The following is a 16,978-nucleotide window of genomic DNA, read 5'->3' as shown; positions in this document are numbered from 1 at the left end:
CTCGCGAGGCCCCGAATCGGCCATGGTCCCCATCCCCTACTACCTCCTGCTTGCCGCCGCCCTCTTCTGCATGGGCATGTTTGGCGTGATGGTGCGCCGCAACGCCCTGGTCGTGTTCATGTGCGTGGAGCTGATGCTCAACGCGGCGAACCTGACCTTCCTGGCGTTCGCCCGCATGCACGGTGACGTCATCGGGCATGTCTCCGCCTTCTTCGTCATCGCGGTGGCCGCGTCTGAAGCGGCCATCGGGTTGGCCATCGTCATCGCCGTCTTCCGGAGCCGAGGCAGCGTCCTGGTGGAAGACCTCCGGACCATGAAGCACTGACGGACCCGCCAGGAGCCCATTCATGACCTCCCTCTCGGAATTCCTGCAGGTGGCGCCGGTCGCTCCGGATGTGCTGGCGCCGTCACTGTGGCTCATCATCGCCCTGCCGCTCTTGGGCGCGTTCATCTGCGGCGTGTTCGGCAAGATGCTGGGCCGCGCCAACGTGCACCTCATCGCCTGCTCCACCGTGGGCGGCGCGTTCGTGTTGAGCGTGCTGACCTTCTGGGCCACCAGCAGCATGGACCTGGAGAGCCGGCGGCTGCTGTCCTTCTTCGTCAACCCGTTCGGCCAGGACCGGGACTACGTGCGGTACGCGCTCGCGTACGACTACGGCACCTGGTTCTCCGCGGGCGACTTCCGGGTGAACTTCGGCCTGATGGTGGACCATCTGTCCGGAATCCTGCTGCTGGTCATCACCGGCGTGGGCTTCCTCATCCACCTGTACTCCACCAGCTACATGGAGCACGACCCGGCCTACGCGCGGTTCTTCGCGTACCTGAACCTGTTCGTCGCGGCGATGCTCGTGCTGGTGATGGCCGACAACCTGGTCCTGCTCTTCGTGGGCTGGGAAGGCGTGGGCATGGCCAGCTACCTGCTCATCGGCTTCTGGTACGAGGACCCGGCGAAGGCGTGGGCGGGCCGCAAGGCGTTCGTCACCAACCGCATCGGTGACTTCGCGTTCCTCATCGCCACGTTCCTCATGGTCCTCACCGTGGGCGCCTTCACCCGCCAGGCGGATGAGCGCGACTTCACGTCGGTGGGCACCAGCAGCCAGCGCTACGCGTCCGCGCTCTCCGACAAGGGCCCCGTCACCTTCCTGGGCCTGCAGAAGATGGCGGAGGCGCTGCCCGACGGCGGCCCTGGCCAGGTGAACCTGTCCACCGTCATCAACGCCGGCCCGCTGGAGGGCTACACGTTCGGCGGGGTGATGACGGCCGCGCTGCTGCTGTTCCTCCTGGGCGCCGCCGGCAAGAGCGCGCAGCTGCCGCTGTACGTCTGGCTGCCGGACGCGATGGCTGGCCCGACGCCGGTCTCCGCCCTCATCCACGCCGCGACGATGGTCACCGCGGGCGTCTACCTGTTCAGCCGCATGTCCGCGCTGCTGGTGCTCAGCCCCACGGCCATGGCCACGGTGGCCATCATCGGCGCGCTGACCTCGCTGCTCGCGGCGCTCATCGCCTTCGCGCAGGACGACATCAAGAAGGTGCTGGCCTACTCCACCGTGTCCCAGCTGGGCATCATGTTCATGGGCGTGGGCATGGGCATCTTCTGGGCGGCGGTGCTCCACCTGGTGACGCACGCGTTCTTCAAGGCGTGCCTCTTCCTCGGCGCCGGCAGCGTGATGCACGGCAACGGGGATGAGACGGACATCAAGAAGCTGGGCGGCCTGCGCCGCGAGATGAAGTGGACCTGGGGCACGTTCTTCGTCGCCACCCTGGCCATCACCGGCATCGTCCCGCTGTCCGGCTTCTTCTCCAAGGACGCCATCTTCCACGGCGTGCACCACAACCACCTGGCGGGCCTGCCCTGGGTGTCCAGCGTCGTCTACTACCTGGGCCTGCTCATCGCCGCCTGCACCGCGTTCTACATGACGCGCGTGTACCTGCTGACCTTCGAGGGGCCCCGCTCCAAGGAGGCCCGCGTGGCCCACGCGCACGAGAGCGCGTGGCAGATGACGCTGCCCCTGGTGGTCCTGGCCCTCCTCAGCGTGGTGTCCTCCGTGTACGCGTGGCCGCTGCTGAAGGCCTCCAGCGACGGCCGGCCGCAGCCGGTGTTCGAGAACTTCCTGAGCCCGGTCTTCTCCGCGATGAACCGCGTGGTGGCCACGGGCAAGACGGTGGAGCTGGACACGAGTGTTCCGGCGCTGGGCGACTACGTCTTCGCGTGGCTGGTGGCCGTGTCCGGCGGCGCGCTGGCGGGCTTCCTGTACCTGAAGTTCTTCCCGTCCCGCGCGGGCCAGCCTGCTCCGGCCTTCGCCCGGGCGGTGCGCCGCGCGGCGCAGAACAAGTTCTACGTGGATGAGCTGTACGAGCTGGTCATCATCCGGCCCGTGAAGTTCACGGCCTTCATCCTCTTCCGCGTGGTGGACGCGCTCCTCATCGACACCGTGGCGGTGCGTGGCACGGCGTGGGTGACGGCGCGAGTGGGCAGCGCGCTGCGCTACGTCCAGTCGGGCGACGCGCAGGCCTACGCCGCAGTGATGGCCCTCGCCCTTCTGGGCGGCGTGGCTTACGCCCTCATCCAGGTGCTGCAATGAGCTTCTTCGACACCCACCTGCTCAACCTCGTCGTCTTCCTGCCGCTGGTCTTCGCGGCGCTGGTGCTGCTGCTGCCCGCAGGCGAGTCCGGGCAGATTCGCACCGTCACGTTCATCGGCATGGTCATCGACATGCTCGTGGGCGTGTGGGTGTACCTCCGCTTCGAGACGGGCGGCCCCGAGTTCCAGATGGAGTACCGGGTCCACTGGTTCAAGGAGTTCGGGCTGAGCTACCACCTGGGCGTGGATGGCCTGGCCGTGAGCCTGCTCCTGCTCACCGTGTTCCTGGGCCCCTTGGTGGTGCTGGCCTCCACCACGTACATCAGCCACCGCATCAAGGAGTTCCACCTGGCGCTGCTGGTGCTCCAGACGACGATGCTGGGCGCGCTGGTGTCGCTGGACGTGCTGCTCTTCTACATCTTCTTCGAGGCCATGCTCATCCCCATGTACCTCCTGGTGGGTGTGTGGGGCGCCGAGGACCGCCAGATGGCGGCGGTGAAGTTCTTCCTCTACACGCTGGTCGGCTCGCTGCTGATGCTGGTGGCGCTCATCGCCGTGTACTTCATCGCGCTGCCCCCGGGCGCGCGCTCGTTCGACTACGCGAGCATCTACAACGGCCTGCTGGACGCGAACCGCCAGCTCTCCGCCTGTAAAGCAGGCCCCGCGGGCGCGTGTGACTCGCTCACGGGCATGGCCGCGACGATGTACACCTGGGGCCCGTGGCTGTTCGCCGCCTTCGCGCTGGCGTTCGCCATCAAGGTTCCGATGTGGCCGGTGCACACCTGGTTGCCGGACGCGCATGTGCAGGCGCCGGTGGCCGGCTCCATGATTCTGGCCGGCGTGATGCTGAAGATGGGCACCTTCGGCTTCTGGCGCTACGCGATTCCGCTCTTCCCGGTGGCCGCGCAGCAGGCGCGCCCCTTCCTGGCGACGCTGTCCGTGATTGGCATCGTCTACGGCGCGCTGATGTGTCTGGCGCAGCGGGACATCAAGAAGCTGATTGCCTACTCGTCCGTGAGCCACCTGGGCTACTGCATGCTGGGCATGCTGGCCGTGACGGCCGAGGGCGCCACGGGCAGCGCGTACCAGATGCTCAACCACGGCATCTCGACGGGCGCGCTGTTCCTCCTGTTCGGCTTCCTCTACGAGCGCCGCCACTCGCGGCTCATGGCGGACTTCGGCGGCATCGCGAAGGTGATGCCGGTGTTCACCGTGGCCTTCATCATCATCACCTTCTCCTCGGTGGCGGTGCCGGGCACCAACGGCTTCATCGGTGAGTTCCTGGTGCTGCTGGGCACGTTCAAGAGCGACCTGGGCGCGGCCGCGGGCAACCCGCACCTGACGACGGTGTTCGGCGCGTTCGCCACGCTGGGCGTCATCCTGGGCGCGGCCTACATGCTGTGGATGGTGCAGAAGGTGTTCTTCGGCAGCCTCACGCACCGGGAGAACCAGCACCTGAGCGACATGAACCTGCGCGAGATGCTCACCGTGCTGCCCTTCATCATCCTCGTGGGTGTGATGGGCCTGATGCCGCAGCCGTTCCTGGACCGCATCGCGCCGTCCACCGACCGCTTCATCGCCCGCGCCCGCGTGGGCACCCCCGGCGCCACCCACCAGCTGGACCAGCTGCGTGTGGAGGTGATGTCCGTGGCCACCGACTCCTCGGTGGCGCTGCCGGGAGCCCCCACCCCGCTCGCCGCCCGGGTTGTTCCTTCGACTCGGCCGTCCGCCGACTGAGTTCCCACCATGATCCTGCCCAATCTCACCCTGGCAGACTTCCTCCCGCTGCTGCCCGCCATCATCCTGGCGGTGGGCGCCTGCGTCCTGTTGTTGTCGGAGGTGTTCCTCGCCGCCAACTCGTCGCGCTCGTACCAGGCGGTGCTCGCCGTGGTGGCGTCGGTGGCGGCTGGGGCCGTGGCCCTGGCCTCCATGTTCGAGCCGGCGGGCGAGGTGTTCCTCGGCTTCGGCGTGATGGACCCGTTCTCCAGCTTCCTCACCTTCGTGGTGTGCCTGGGGCTGGGGCTGGCGTCGCTCAGCTCCGTGAGCTTCCTGCGCAAGCGGGGCGCGGAGCGCGGTGAGTTCTACGCGCTGATGCTCTTCGCCGGCGCGGGCATGAGCCTGCTGGCGCTGTCGAACGAGCTCATCACCCTGTTCGTCAACATCGAGGTCCTCTCCATCGCGACCTACGCGCTGACGTCGTACCTGCGGCGCGGCACGCGGCCTTCCGAGGCGGGCTTCAAGTACTTCATCCTGGGCGCGTTCTCCTCCGCGGTGCTGCTGTACGGCGCGGCGCTGGTGTACGGCGCCACGGGCACCACCAAGCTCACGGCGATGGCCGGCCCCCTGGCGACGGCGCTCACCACACAGCCCGCGCTGGTCTACACGGGCCTCATCCTCCTGGGCACGGGCTTCGCCTTCAAGGTGGCCGCGGTGCCGTTCCACATGTGGACGCCGGACGTGTACGAGGGTGCCCCCACCCCCGTCACCGCGCTGATGAGCGCGGGCGTGAAGGCCGCGGCCTTCGCGGCGCTGGTGCGCGTGTTCCTCACGATGGGCAAGGGCATCGACCCGCATCTGCCCCTGGTGCTGTTCTCCACCATGGCGTTCCTCACCATGGTCGTGGGCAACCTGCTGGCGATTCCGCAGCGCAACGTGAAGCGCATGCTGGCGTACTCCTCCATCGCGCACGCCGGCTACCTGCTGGTGGGCGTGGCGGCGCTCTTCGTCACCGCGCCGGGCGAGCAGTTCCGGCTGCTGGGCCCGTCCGAGCTGACGGGTGGCTCGCCGCTGGAGCTGGTGCGCTCGCAGGCGCTGCGCGGCATCCTGTTCTACCTCCTGGCCTATACCTTCAGCGCGGTGGGTGCCTTCACCATGCTGTCCGTGCTCGAGCGTCGCGAGGACGAGGAGAAGGGGACGGCGTGGGACCTGGAGCGCTTCAGCGGCCTGGCGCAGCGCCGTCCGGGCTGGGCCGTGGCGATGGCCGCCTTCATGCTGTCGCTGGGCGGGATTCCTCCCACCATCGGCTTCATGAGCAAGCTGCTCATCTTCCAGAGCGCCGTGGACTCGGGCCTCATCGGCCTGGCCATCATCGGCGTGCTCTCCAGCGCGGCGGGCGTCTATTACTACCTGCGCGTGGTGGTCTACATGTTCATGCGCCCGGTGCCCGAGGGCGCCCAGACGCTGGAGCGCAGCTGGTCCACCGAGCTGGCCCTGGTGCTCTCCACCGCGGGCGTCATCATCCTCGGCATCCTCCCCGGCCCGCTCACCAGCTGGCTGGTGCAGGCCAGCAGCATCTTCAGCGGCCAGTAGGCCCTGCTCCGGCCACGGGGGTTCCCCTCGTGGCTCGAGAGACTCCGCCCGCCCCGGCTTCGTGCCCGGGCGGGCGTTGTCGTTTCAGGGGGCTCGCGCCGAAGCGAGGTCCGGCAGCGTGCCGCGCAGCTCGTAGGTCTCCAGGCTCACCTCCGCGCCCAGCTCCCGCAGCCGCTGCTCGAGCGGCGTGTCGTCCGTCACCACCACGTTGAGGACGGGGTGGGCCTCCCCGAGCAAGGAGAAGGCGGCCTCCATCAGCGCCCTCGCGTGCCCCAGGGACGCGGCGAAGAAGGGGAAGAGCAGCCGGCTCCCAGCGCGGAAGTCCATCAAGCCCAGGGGACTCGTCGACTCGCCGCCGTGCTCGGGCGCCAGTCGCAGCAGCCGGTGTCCCATCTGGGTCCCGAAGCGGGCGAGCTTGCCCGGCAACATCCGCCACATCTCCGTCAGCGGCTCGCAGTGGCTCGGCGCCAAGGGCACCACCACCAGGCCCGCGGGCACGGGCGGCAGCTGCGCCAGCAGGGCCCGCGTCACCTTCAGGTTGGTGCCCCACCGCTCACGTCGCATGCCCATCGCCGTGTACAGCCCGAGCGCCGCGACGTTGTCCCGCTTCACGTTGAGCGCCCAGGATTGGCACCCCTGGGCCCGGAAGCGCTGGGCCGCGTGGCGCATCAGCCACCGCCCCAGGCCCTGGCGACGAGCGAAGGGCGCCACCACCAGCTGCCCCACGTAGCCCCACGCCCCCAGCACATCCGTCGTCGAGTAGCCGGCGACGACCCCCTCCGGCCCTTCCGCGAAGAAGGTGCGCGAGGCCATGTCCTCGACCCACATCGACTCGGGGGGAGGCGGCTCCTCCAGCCCGAGCTCCGTGAACAGGTGGGCGAACGTCGCGTACTCATCAGGGCGCCCGACTCTCAGCACCCACGGACACGGCAGGCTTCCCACATCCACCGCCATCAGCCACTCCTTCCAGGAGAACGGAGTGAATCCCGACGCGAGGCCTGTTCAAAGCCCGACGATGCCCAAAAGAAGGCGGCCCGACACTCCAGGGGAGGGCCGGGCCGCGGGTCTTCTGAAGGTGACTCACCGGAAGTGCTGAAGGGGTGGGGGGGAACCGCCTTCAGCCTCGCTTCGATGTGTCCCGCAGGAACCTATAGCAGCCGTCGTGCCACGAGACGTTTTCAGGCCAACACCCGTCTTTTCATGCACTTAGCGCTCTGCCCAACCTTGTCCAACCTCGGCGATTGCATTTCAGCCCTGCAATCGACTTGCAGATCTGAAAAGGAGCAATGATTCCAGCCGTTTGGCCTTTTCACCGATGAAGCGGACCGATTCTGGGATTTCCAAGCTGGGGTGCGCGGAAGGCCTACTCCGGCCCCACCCTACTCCCGAGCCACGTCGCTGGGCGGGCGCAGGTTGAGCCGCTTCATCTTCCGCCAGAGGGTGGTGGATGAGACGCCGAGCTCGTCGGCGACCCGGGCCAGGTCCACGCCATGGCGCTCCAAGGACTGGGCGATGGCGCGGCGCTCGGCGTCCTCCACCACCTGGGCCAGGGTGGGTCCGCTGCTCCCGCTGGCGACGAGGCCCTGGGGCCCCTCGGACATGGCCGTGCTGGTGGTGCCTCCCGTCGGGGCCGTCAGGCGGGCCTGGCGCAGGGGGAAGTCCTCGGGCAGCAGCTCGTCCGCCTCCGCGAGCGCGGCGGCCTGCTCCACCAGGTTCTCCAGCTCGCGCACGTTGCCGGGGAAGTCGTAGCCCATCAGGTGCGTCACGGCGGCGGCCGACAAGCGCCGAGGATTCGGGCTGCGGGCGTTGGCGCGCTCCAGGAAGTGCTCGGCGAGCGCGGGCACGTCCTCCAGGCGCTCGCGCAGCGGTGGCACGCGCAGCGTCACCACGTTGAGGCGGTAGTAGAGGTCCTGGCGGAAGCGCTTCTCGCGGACCTCCAGCTCGATGTCGCGGTTGGTGGCGGCCACGGTGCGCACGTCCACGCGCAGCGCGGTGGACTCACCCACGCGGCGCACCTCGCCCTCCTGGAGGGCTCGCAGCAGCTTGGACTGGAATGTGGGGCTGGTCTCCGTCACCTCGTCGATGAAGAGCGTGCCGCCGTCGGCCTCCTCGAAGAGTCCGCGCCGCGTCTTCACCGCGCCCGTGAAGGCGCCCTTGGCGTGGCCGAACAGCTCGCTCTCCAGCAGCGTCTCGCTGATGGCGGCGCAGTTGACGGGGACGAAGGAGCGCGACTTGCGCCGGCTGTGCGCATGGAGTGCGCGTGCCACGAGCTCCTTGCCCGTGCCGCTCTCCCCCTGGATGAGGACGGTGGCGTCGCTCTGCGCCACGCGCATCAACCTGGCGGTGAGGTCGCGCATCGCCGCGCTGCGGCCCACCAGCGCGGACAGGCCATGGCGCTGGTTGAAGTCCGTGGCCAGGTTGTCCACGTCGCGCAGGAGGCGCGCTCGCTCCAGGGCGCGCTCCACGCGGTAGCGCAGCTCGCTCTCCTTGAAGGGCTTGGTGACGTAGTCGTAGGCCCCCAGGCGCATGGCTTCCACCGCGCTCTCGATGGAGCCGAACGCCGTCATCATGATGATTTGAAGACGGGGGGCCACCTCCAGCGCGCGCCGGAGCAACGTCAGCCCATCCATGGGCTCCATCTTCAGGTCCGTCAGCAGCAGGTCGATGCTGCCGCCGGCGAGGTGGCCCAGGGCCTCGTCCCCCGTGCCGGCCTCGAAGACGGTGTAGTTCTCCGCGCGCAGGAGCAGCGCGGTGGTGGCGCGCATGTTGCGCTGGTCATCCACGACGAGGATGCGTCCACGGGACGGCGGGGTGTTCGCGTCAGTCATGGGAAGGACGGGGGCTGAGAGAGGGGGAGCCGGAAAGTGAAGGTAGTACCGCGACCCGGAATGCTATCCACGGCGATTTCGCCGCGGTGCTCCTCGAGGATGCGTTTGACGACGGCCAGGCCCAGGCCGGTGCCCTGGGCCTTCGTGGTGAAGAAGGGCTCGAAGACGCGGTGGAGCAGCTCCGCGGGGATGCCCGGGCCCTGGTCCGCCACGTCGATGCGCAGCTGCTCGCGGCCCGCATGGGCCTCTCGGCGAGCCCGCACCTGCACCCGTCCGCCCTGTGGCATGGACTGAATCGCGTTGACGGCCACGTTGACCAGCGCCTGGCGGATGAGCCGTCGGTCCATGGGCACCGGCGGCAGCCCCGGCTCCACTTCCGAGTCGATGTGGACGGGACGGTCCGTTCCCCCACCCTGCACGCGCGCCGCCTCCAGGGAGTCCTGGAGCACGCGGCTCAGGTCCTCGTGTTGGAGCACCGGGTCCCTGGGCCGGGTGTAGTCGAGCAGGTCCCCCACCATGCGGTTGAGACGGTCGCTCTCCTCGCCCAGGATGTCCAGCAGCATGGCCGCGTCCCCCGCGGGCTCCAGGAGCCGGCGCAGCGAGGCCACCGCGTTGAAGATGACGCCCAGGGGATTGCGCACCTCGTGGGCGACGATGGCGGAGAGCTCTCCCAGCGCGGCCAGCCGCTCGCGCTTCACCATCTCCGCGCGGGTGGCGGCCAGCTCCGCGTAGCTGGCCCAGAGCGACTCATACAAACGCGCGTTCGCGATGGAGAGCGCGAGCTGCCCACAGGTGGCCTCCGCCAGCTCCACCAGCTCCGGACCGAAGGGCCTCGCGCGGCGCGTATCGTCCACCAGCACCACGCCGATGAGCTCCTCGCGAGACGTGAGCGGCAACGCCAGCAGCGCCTTCTCTCCGAAGCGCTGCACCAGCTGCGCGTTGAAGCCCTCGCCCGCGGCCTCCACGTCCTCGATGGCCACGGGGCGCCGCTCGCGCGCGGCTCGGGCCGCCACGGTGTCGCCGCCCAGGGACACAATCACCGTGCGGAAGAAGTCGCGATGCGCCGCCGAGGCCGCGGCGCCTCGAAGCACCTTCGAGCTCTCGTCGTACAGCATGATGTAGCAGTTGGACACGTCCAGCAGGTGGACGAGGAAGTCCGACGCCACGTCGAGGATGCTCGAGGTCTCCAGCACGCCCGACGTGGTGCGCGCCAGGTCCAGCAGCAGCCGCGTCTCCGTGAGCTGACGCGCGGACTCCGAGCGCAGCCGGCGCTGCTCCAGCAGCGTCATCAACAGCTCCGACAGCGTCCCCAGCAGCCGCACGTCTCGCGCATCGAAGGGACGCCCGGGCGCGCGCAGCACCTGAAGCACGCCGCGCACTTCGCCTCCACGCGCCAGCCGCACCGCCGCGCCACTGCCCAGGGCGCCTCGAGAGGCCTCTCCCAGGAGCAACGCCTGCGCCTCGCTGCTCAGGTTGCCGTCCAGCGCGTCCGGCACCGCGGCCCCCATCACCCCGCCCAGCCGCGCTACATCTCCCTCTGGCCCCACCGCCTCCACCAACCCCACGTGGGCGGACAGCTCCAGCGGGCCACTCGTGCCCTTCGACAGGTGCAGCGCCGCGGACTCCGCGAGGAGCAGCTCCGACACGCGCGACAAGAAGTCCTCGGGCGTCGGGGGAATGGGCCGCGCCACGAAGCGCGCCATCTCCGCGACGGCGCCCACTTCCCACCGGCTGCGCGTGCCGTCCGCCTGCACTCGCGCGTCCGCCAGCGCGGCCTCCACCACCTTCGCGAAGAGCGTCAGCACGGAGCCGTGACGCGGCGCCACCCACGGCCCCTCCACCCTCAGCACCTCCACCTGAGGCCCGCCCACCGGCAGGTACACGTGCGTGGGCGAGGACTTCTCCGCCCCACCGAACACGGGCCGCCCGTCCGACAGTGCCTCCAACCCCAGGTGCACGTCCTCGGGGTACGTGCCTCCGTCGAGCGCGTTCAGGCGCACGCCGTCCCAGCGGAAGAGCCGGCCTCGGAAGCCCGCGGCCTCCAGGCCCTTGAGCGCCACGCGGCGCACCGCCTCTTCCGAGTGCGCGGAGACCAGCCCCGCGGAGGTCTCCACCAGGCGCTCCGCCATGGACAGCTCGGGGGGCTTGTCCGACAGGGGCAGCAGGTTGAGGAGCAGCGCCTTGCCTCCTCCCTCCAAGCGCAGGTGCGACGCGTAGAGGGCCACCTCGCGCGTGACGCCGTTGGCGGAGGGCACCTGGTAGATTTGCGTGCTCCGGTCCAAGGGCACGCCCGACTCCAACAGGCGATAGCGCTCGCTGAGCCGGCTGCGCTCCTCCGGCTGGACGAAGTCCATGACGGGGCGCCCTTCCACCCGCTCCCGGGGAAGCCCCAGCAGCTCCAGGTAGGCGTCATTCGCCGCGGACACCCGTCCGTCCACCACCGCGAGCACGGGGTTGTCGAAGGGTTCGATGAGGGCGCGCAGGGACGCCTCGCTGTAGGGCTTCATGCTCATCCGCGACGCAGCACCCGCTTCTCGCCCACCCGGAGCGTCACCTTCTCCCGGTCGAAGTACTCGGACAGCGGAATGACGAACTTGCGGCTCTGTCCCACCAGCTCCTTGAAGGCCTGGGTACTAATCTCCTTCTTCTCGCGAAGGTGGGCAACCAGCCGCTCCCGCAACGTCGCCAGCGCCGCCGTGTCGAAGCACAGCTCCTCGCTGACACGCACCACCCGCCCCTCGGACGCCAGCACCTTCAGCAGCTCGCGCAACCGGGCCACGGGAAGCTCCAGCTTCTGAGCGAGCTCTCCCTCCGTCGGAGGCGCCAGCCCTCCCGAGGACAGCTCCGCGGCCAGCCTCACCCGCGCCGCCTCGTCTCCCAAGGTCAGCGCGCGAGCACGCCCCTTCAGCCGCGCGAGCTCCCGCTCCACCTCCACCTTCCCGGCGTCCACCAGCCCCTGCAACACCCGCTGGAAGACGCGGGCATCCAGCTCGGCCGACAAGCGCTGGCGCAGCTCCTCGCGGGAGAGGCCCTCGCGCAAGGGCTCCCGCTCATGGAAGGCGGCCAGCAACGCGAGCGCTCGCCCCTGCAACCCCTCCAGCACCTCGCCCGACACGTACAGCCGCCGCTCCCGGTCCACCAGCTGCACCGCGCCCCGAGCGCCCTCACGCTCCAGCGTCCGCGCCAGCACCCGAGGCCCCAGCCCCGAGCGCCCGAACAACTCCTGCTGCGTCAGACCTCGGTAACCTGATTGCCGCAGCAACCAGGATACCTGTCCCGCCGGGTCTGCTTCTCGCAGCGGCGCCACCACCGACAGCGCGCCCTTGCGGCGCCGAGGTGAGTTGATCGCCAGCACGCGCCCACCCGCCAGCGTCGCGCCTCGCCCTGGCAAGGCCCGTGAGCCCCGCAGGATGAACCGCTGTCCCACCAACGCCCCGACGGGGGCATCCAAGCGCAGCTGCGCCAGCGCCGTCTCACCGGGCTCCAGCCGCTCCACATCCAACAGCGCCACCATGGCCTCCACCTGCGCGGTGCCCAGGTGCAGCAGCAGCTTGCGGCGGCGCGGCAGCGCGGACTCCGCCGACGGCAGCAGCGTCAACTCCACGTCCAGCATGCGCGTCTCGGGCAACTCCCCCGCGCGCGTCAGCACCAGACCTCTGTGGAGCGACTCGGCCTCGACGCCCGGGAGGTTCACCGCCGCGCGCTGGCCCGCGTCCACCTTCTCGACCGCGCGCCCGTGCACCTGCACCCCGCGCACGCGCAGCGGTCCGGGCATCCCCGGCAGGAGCGACACGGAGTCCTCCACCGTGATGGAGCCGGACAGCAACGTGCCCGTCACCACCGTGCCGAAGCCCTTCAGCGTGAAGACGCGGTCCACGGGAAGGAAGGTGGGCCCTTCGACGGGCCGCTTCGCCAGCGTCCCCGCGGCCTTGCCGAGCGCCGCGCGCAGGACCTCCAGCCCCTCTCCCGTCCGCGTCGAGCACGCCACCACCGGCGCGCCTTCCAGGAACGAGCCCGCGGTGAGCGCCGCCAGGTCCGCGTCCACCAGCGCGCGCCACTCCGGCCCCAGCTCCCCGAGCAGGTCCGACTTGGTGAGGGCCACCACGCCCGCGCGCACGCCCAGCAACCGGCAGATGTCCAGGTGCTCGCGCGTCTGGGGCATGACGCCTTCGTCCGACGCGACCACCAGCACCGCCAGGTCCACGCCCCCGGCGCCCGCGGCCATCGCCTTCACGAAGCGCTCGTGGCCGGGCACGTCCACCACGCCCGCCACCGAGCCGTCGTCCAACGTCAGGTGCGCGAAGCCCAGCTCCAGGGTGATGCCTCGGCGCTTCTCTTCCTGGAGCCGGTCCGTGTCGATGCCCGTCAGCGCCTTCACCAACGACGTCTTGCCGTGGTCGATGTGGCCCGCCGTGCCGACAATCATCGCATCACCGCGACACCGCTCACGCCCCGGCCTTGTCCGGGTCCTCGTCGAAGCGGGCGTCGCCCACGCCGGGCGCGTAGTCCCACGGGAAGACCACCAACGAGCCCGTGGTCAACCCCGCGAAGTGCGGCGAGTACCCCTCCGGCTTCGCGACCAGGCACGCCGTGGACACCTTCGTGGCGCCCGCCTCGCGAGCCAGCGCCGTGGCCAGCTCCAACGTGTCACCGCTGGACGCCACGTCGTCGACGATGAGCACGCGCCGGCCCTTGAGCTCGCGCGGCATCTCTCCGGCCGTCCTGGGGCCTCCGCGCGGACGACTCTCGTCACCCCGGTCGCGGCTGCGGCGGCTGATGCGCACGGGGAAGAACGCGCACCCCAGCGCCGAGGAGAGCGCGCCGCCGACGAAGACTCCGCCGTGCGCCACGCCCACCACCGCCTGGGGCTCGAAGGACTGACGGATGGCGTCGGCCAGGTGATGCACGGCGCGGTCGAACTCCGCCCACGTCAGCTCCCGCACGCCCGCGGAGCGCTTGCGGGACTGGTCCTTGCCCGTGGGCTGGCGCGGCACTTCCACCTGGGGCGCCAGCACCATGTCGGAAGGAATGGAGACGAGTTTCTTCGCCCCCTTGCGGGCCGACGCGGACGCCGACGCCACACGGGGCTTGGAAGGAGACTTCTTGGAAGAGGTCTTCTTCGAGGAGGATTTCGCGGTGGGCTTGCGCTTGCCCTGGGCCTTTAGCCCGGGCGCTGCCCGCTTGGTCGCCACGGCGGTGAGCTCCGGCTGGGGTGCGGCCCCGTCATACCCCGAGGACCGCGCCCTGGCCATATCCCGCCCACACCTGCCCCATCCTCCGGCTCATGAAGCGCGGAGGACGGGCCAGGTCCCGGCGCTCAGGCCGCCAGCTTCTCTTCCACCATGCGGTCGGCCACCTGCTCGGGGCGCTGGCCGGACTCCTTCGCACGCCGCAGCAAGGTGTCGATGGTGTCGAAGATGTTCGACGCCCGGGCGTACGCCTTCTCCCGGTCGTACCCCGCCCACTCCTGCGCCACGTTGATGAGGCCGCCCGCGTTGGCCGCGTAGTCCGGCACGTACAGGATGCCTCGGCTGGCGAGCTGCTCGCCGTGTCGCATCGTGAGCAGTTGGTTGTTGGCCGCCCCGCACACCGCCTTCACCTTCAGGAGCGGCAGCGTGGCGTCGTTGAGGCCGCCGCCCAGCGCGCACGGCGCGAAGATGTCCGCCTCCATGCGGTGCAGGGTGTCCGAGTCCACCGCCGTGGCGCCGTAGGTCTTCACCGCGTGCTCCACGCTGGCGGCGTTGATGTCGCTCACCCACACCTTGGCGCCGCGCTCGTGCAGCTCCTTCACCAGGTACATGCCCACGTGGCCCACACCCAGCACGGTGACGCGCAGGCCCTTGAGGTCCGCGGTGCCGAAGATGTTCTTCGCCGTGGCCTCCATCGCCCGAGCGACGCCGAACGCCGTCACCGGCGACGGGTCTCCACTGCGCTCCTTCAAGCCCAGGACGTACTTCGTGTGCTTGCGCACGTGCTCCATGTCGTCGGGGCTGGTGCCGCTGTCCTCGGTGGTGATGTAGCGACCACAGAGCGACTCGACGGCGCGGCCGAACGACTCGAACAGCTTCGCCCGGTCGAAGTTCCCGCGGGGCAGCATGATGACGGCCTTGCCGCCTCCATGCGGCAGGCCCGCGAGCGCCGCCTTGTACGTCATGCCTCGCGCCAACCGGAGCGCGTCCGCGACGGCCTCCTCCTCGGAGGTGTACGTCGACAGGGCGCGCGTGCCGCCCAATCCCGGCCCCAGCCGCGTGTTGTGCATCCCCACAATGGCCTTCAGGCCCGTGCGGGAGTCGCTGAGCAGGTGGACGGCCTCGTAACCGCCTTCGAGCAATTGCGTGAAGTAACTCATGGCGCGCGGCCTCTATCGAGGCCACGCACCCAAGTCAAACCGTGCCGCTCTCCAACATGCTCCGGATTTCATCTCCCGGAATGACATAGCGCGTCGTGCAGAACTGGCACGTCGCCTCCGCCTGTCCTTCCTTCTCCAGAACGTCCTGAAGCTCCTCGCGTCCCATGGCCAACAGCGCGCGCTTCACGCGGTCCTTGCTGCACGAACAGCCGAAGCGCAGCGGATAACGCGACATCACCTCGAAGTCGGAGTCGGGAATGAGCGCACGCAGCACCGCGGAGGCTCCCGACGACGCATGCGCCTGGAGCACGGACGCCGCCTCGCGATGGAGGCGCTCGCCCAGCGCCTGGAAGGCCTCCATGTCCGCGCCCGGCAGCGGCTGCACGAGCACCCCCGCGACGATGCCCAAGGGCTCCGTCTTGCCCTCGGACTGGGCGGGCAGTTGCAGGAGCAGCACGTGCGAGGGGAGCTGATCCGACTGGTGGAAGTAGCGCTCCAGGTCTCCGGCGAGGTCGAAGCGCTCCAGCTCCACGGAAGAGCGGTAGTGCTCGCCGCCCCCCAGGTCGCGCAGCACGGAGAGGAAGCCCTTGTTCCCCAGCACGGGCCGCCAGTGGTACTGGTCGTCGGCGCCCACGTACTCCACGAGGGTGTTCTTCACGTAGCCGCGCACCAGGCCGGTCGTGTCGCCGTCCACGAAGAGGCCCCTGAGCGGCCCGTCGCACTCCACCTGCAGATTCACGCGGGACGCCTCCCCCTTCTGGAGGGAGGCCAGGAGGGCCGCGGCGGTGAGGGACTGGGCCAGCAGGCCCGCGGCGGCGGGGGCCGTCTTGTGGGTGGCCCGGGCCTCACGGGACAAGTCCGTGGTGAGGGCCAGCACCACCCGGATATCCGACGTCTTCAACAATCCACTGACGAGCTCATCCATGGCAGAGCGAGTAGCGTGCCCGAGCCCATCGTGCCCGCCAACGTCAGAAGGCGGACGCGCCGTCGCATGGCGGGCTGGCAGCAGCCCCACCCTGGGTGACACATAAGCCCAGGCTTATGCCTCCGTGCGCGAAGGCTGGGATACGGGGGTGCGGAAGAAATCCAGCGTCCCGGCGGGAACGGTTATAACCCGCCCTCCGACAGTCACCTGACGTGGGGCGCGGTCTCTCACCCGCGCGCCATCGCTGGAGAACCGATGAGCACCCAGGCCGCTACAGCCGACGCCGTTTCCAACAAGACGCCGCTCCTCAAGTCCCGCCTGGGCTCGTTCCTCGCGGTCGTCCCCTTGAGCATCTGGGTGGTCAACCACCTCTGGAACAACCTGTCCGCCTTCGACGGCGCCGCCGCGTGGCAGCAATCCGTCACCACGTACGCCAACCCGTACTCGCAGGTCCTGACGTTCATCATCGTCATCCTGCCCCTGCTGTTCCACACGGGTTGGGGCATCGTCCGGCTCTTCAGCTTCAAGCCGAACAACGGCCGCTACAACAACTACGGCAACCTCAAGTACCTGCTCCAGCGCGTCTCCGCCCTGGGCGTGCTCGCCTTCCTGGGCGCCCACATCTGGCTGGCGTTCCTGCGCCCCCGCCTGCTCCTGGGCCACCCCGAGCTGTTCTCGGACATCGCGCAGCAGATGCACTTCCACACGCCCACGCTGGCCGTCTACATCCTGGGCACCCTGGGCACCGCGTACCACCTGGCCAACGGCCTCCAGGGCTTCGCCATGGGCTGGGGCCTGCTGGGCACGGAGCGCTCCATGCGCCGCTTCGAGCCGGTCGCCCTCACCATCTTCGCCCTGCTGACGGCGATGAGCTGGGGCGTCATCTACGCGCTCTACACCGCGGGCGCCGCCTTCGGTCCCCCGGCCTGATGAGCAAGCCCCAGGGTGTCCCCGGAAGGGCCCCCTGTCACAGCGCCTGAAGGCAC

Annotated in this window: 12 protein-coding genes; 5 read left to right on the top strand and 7 right to left on the bottom strand. The window is 69.6% G+C overall.

Annotated elements, in window-relative coordinates:
• Positions 1-22 precede the first annotated feature (22 nt).
• From nuoK to MYSTI_RS05590, 4 genes are read left to right on the top strand one after another with little or no spacing between them, the layout of a single operon-like run.
• Entirely contained in the window at positions 23-325 is a 303-nt protein-coding gene (nuoK, locus tag MYSTI_RS05605; protein WP_044278955.1) for an NADH-quinone oxidoreductase subunit NuoK, read from the top strand.
• 22 nt (positions 326-347) lie between these two features.
• The gene (gene nuoL / locus MYSTI_RS05600; protein ID WP_015346736.1) at positions 348-2,582 is read left to right on the top strand and encodes an NADH-quinone oxidoreductase subunit L; all 2,235 of its coding nucleotides are present in this window, start codon (positions 348-350) and stop codon (positions 2,580-2,582) included.
• Positions 2,579-4,318 (top strand): complex I subunit 4 family protein, encoded by a 1,740-nt coding sequence (locus MYSTI_RS05595; protein ID WP_015346735.1) that lies wholly within the window; start codon positions 2,579-2,581, stop codon positions 4,316-4,318. Before nuoL ends, MYSTI_RS05595 begins: the two co-directional genes overlap by 4 nt.
• A 9-nt stretch (positions 4,319-4,327) precedes the next feature.
• Positions 4,328-5,890, top strand: a complete 1,563-nt coding sequence (locus tag MYSTI_RS05590) for an NADH-quinone oxidoreductase subunit N (RefSeq protein WP_015346734.1) — start codon at positions 4,328-4,330, stop codon at positions 5,888-5,890.
• Positions 5,891-5,974: 84 nt separating this feature from the next.
• On the opposite strand, the gene MYSTI_RS05585 is transcribed toward MYSTI_RS05590, so the two are convergent.
• The 7 genes from MYSTI_RS05585 to MYSTI_RS05555 form a co-directional block, all read right to left on the bottom strand.
• Positions 5,975-6,844 (bottom strand): GNAT family N-acetyltransferase, encoded by an 870-nt coding sequence (locus MYSTI_RS05585; RefSeq protein ID WP_015346733.1) that lies wholly within the window; start codon positions 6,842-6,844, stop codon positions 5,975-5,977.
• Positions 6,845-7,269: 425 nt separating this feature from the next.
• The gene (locus tag MYSTI_RS05580; protein WP_015346732.1) at positions 7,270-8,718 is read right to left on the bottom strand and encodes a sigma-54-dependent transcriptional regulator; all 1,449 of its coding nucleotides are present in this window, start codon (positions 8,716-8,718) and stop codon (positions 7,270-7,272) included.
• Positions 8,715-11,231 carry an ATP-binding protein gene (locus MYSTI_RS05575; RefSeq protein WP_015346731.1) on the bottom strand — a complete coding sequence of 839 codons (2,517 nt, stop codon included), beginning with the start codon at positions 11,229-11,231 and terminating at the stop codon, positions 8,715-8,717. Before MYSTI_RS05575 ends, MYSTI_RS05580 begins: the two co-directional genes overlap by 4 nt.
• Positions 11,228-13,144: a selenocysteine-specific translation elongation factor gene (gene selB, locus MYSTI_RS05570; RefSeq protein WP_015346730.1), complete on the bottom strand. Its 1,917-nt coding sequence runs from the start codon at positions 13,142-13,144 to the stop codon at positions 11,228-11,230. Before selB ends, MYSTI_RS05575 begins: the two co-directional genes overlap by 4 nt.
• Before the next feature lie 19 nt (positions 13,145-13,163).
• Positions 13,164-13,970 carry a phosphoribosyltransferase gene (locus MYSTI_RS05565; protein WP_015346729.1) on the bottom strand — a complete coding sequence of 269 codons (807 nt, stop codon included), beginning with the start codon at positions 13,968-13,970 and terminating at the stop codon, positions 13,164-13,166.
• Positions 13,971-14,035: 65 nt separating this feature from the next.
• Positions 14,036-15,067, bottom strand: coding sequence for a Leu/Phe/Val dehydrogenase (locus MYSTI_RS05560; protein WP_015346728.1), 1,032 nt, complete (start codon positions 15,065-15,067; stop codon positions 14,036-14,038).
• Positions 15,068-15,101: 34 nt separating this feature from the next.
• Positions 15,102-15,992, bottom strand: a complete 891-nt coding sequence (locus MYSTI_RS05555; protein ID WP_015346727.1) for an Hsp33 family molecular chaperone HslO — start codon at positions 15,990-15,992, stop codon at positions 15,102-15,104.
• Between the two features lie 255 nt (positions 15,993-16,247).
• On the opposite strand from MYSTI_RS05555, the gene MYSTI_RS05550 reads away from it, so the two are divergent.
• Positions 16,248-16,922: a succinate dehydrogenase/fumarate reductase transmembrane subunit gene (locus tag MYSTI_RS05550; RefSeq protein WP_015346726.1), complete on the top strand. Its 675-nt coding sequence runs from the start codon at positions 16,248-16,250 to the stop codon at positions 16,920-16,922.
• Positions 16,923-16,978 lie beyond the last annotated feature (56 nt).

It is taken from the genome of Myxococcus stipitatus DSM 14675, from assembly GCF_000331735.1.
Taxonomy (GTDB): domain Bacteria; phylum Myxococcota; class Myxococcia; order Myxococcales; family Myxococcaceae; genus Myxococcus; species Myxococcus stipitatus.
Note: the sequence above shows the minus strand (reverse complement) of the source record. Positions and strands in the feature narration are given on the sequence as shown.

Coding starts and splice junctions, on each gene's coding strand:
- MYSTI_RS05565 (WP_015346729.1), bottom strand. CDS start 13,970: ATGGCCAGGGCGCGGTCCTCGGGGTATGACGGGGCCGCACCCCAGCCG.
- selB (WP_015346730.1), bottom strand. CDS start 13,144: ATGATTGTCGGCACGGCGGGCCACATCGACCACGGCAAGACGTCGTTG.
- MYSTI_RS05560 (WP_015346728.1), bottom strand. CDS start 15,067: ATGAGTTACTTCACGCAATTGCTCGAAGGCGGTTACGAGGCCGTCCAC.
- MYSTI_RS05595 (WP_015346735.1), top strand. CDS start 2,579: ATGAGCTTCTTCGACACCCACCTGCTCAACCTCGTCGTCTTCCTGCCG.
- MYSTI_RS05580 (WP_015346732.1), bottom strand. CDS start 8,718: ATGACTGACGCGAACACCCCGCCGTCCCGTGGACGCATCCTCGTCGTG.
- MYSTI_RS05555 (WP_015346727.1), bottom strand. CDS start 15,992: ATGGATGAGCTCGTCAGTGGATTGTTGAAGACGTCGGATATCCGGGTG.
- MYSTI_RS05585 (WP_015346733.1), bottom strand. CDS start 6,844: ATGGCGGTGGATGTGGGAAGCCTGCCGTGTCCGTGGGTGCTGAGAGTC.
- MYSTI_RS05575 (WP_015346731.1), bottom strand. CDS start 11,231: ATGAGCATGAAGCCCTACAGCGAGGCGTCCCTGCGCGCCCTCATCGAA.
- MYSTI_RS05550 (WP_015346726.1), top strand. CDS start 16,248: ATGAGCACCCAGGCCGCTACAGCCGACGCCGTTTCCAACAAGACGCCG.
- nuoK (WP_044278955.1), top strand. CDS start 23: ATGGTCCCCATCCCCTACTACCTCCTGCTTGCCGCCGCCCTCTTCTGC.
- MYSTI_RS05590 (WP_015346734.1), top strand. CDS start 4,328: ATGATCCTGCCCAATCTCACCCTGGCAGACTTCCTCCCGCTGCTGCCC.
- nuoL (WP_015346736.1), top strand. CDS start 348: ATGACCTCCCTCTCGGAATTCCTGCAGGTGGCGCCGGTCGCTCCGGAT.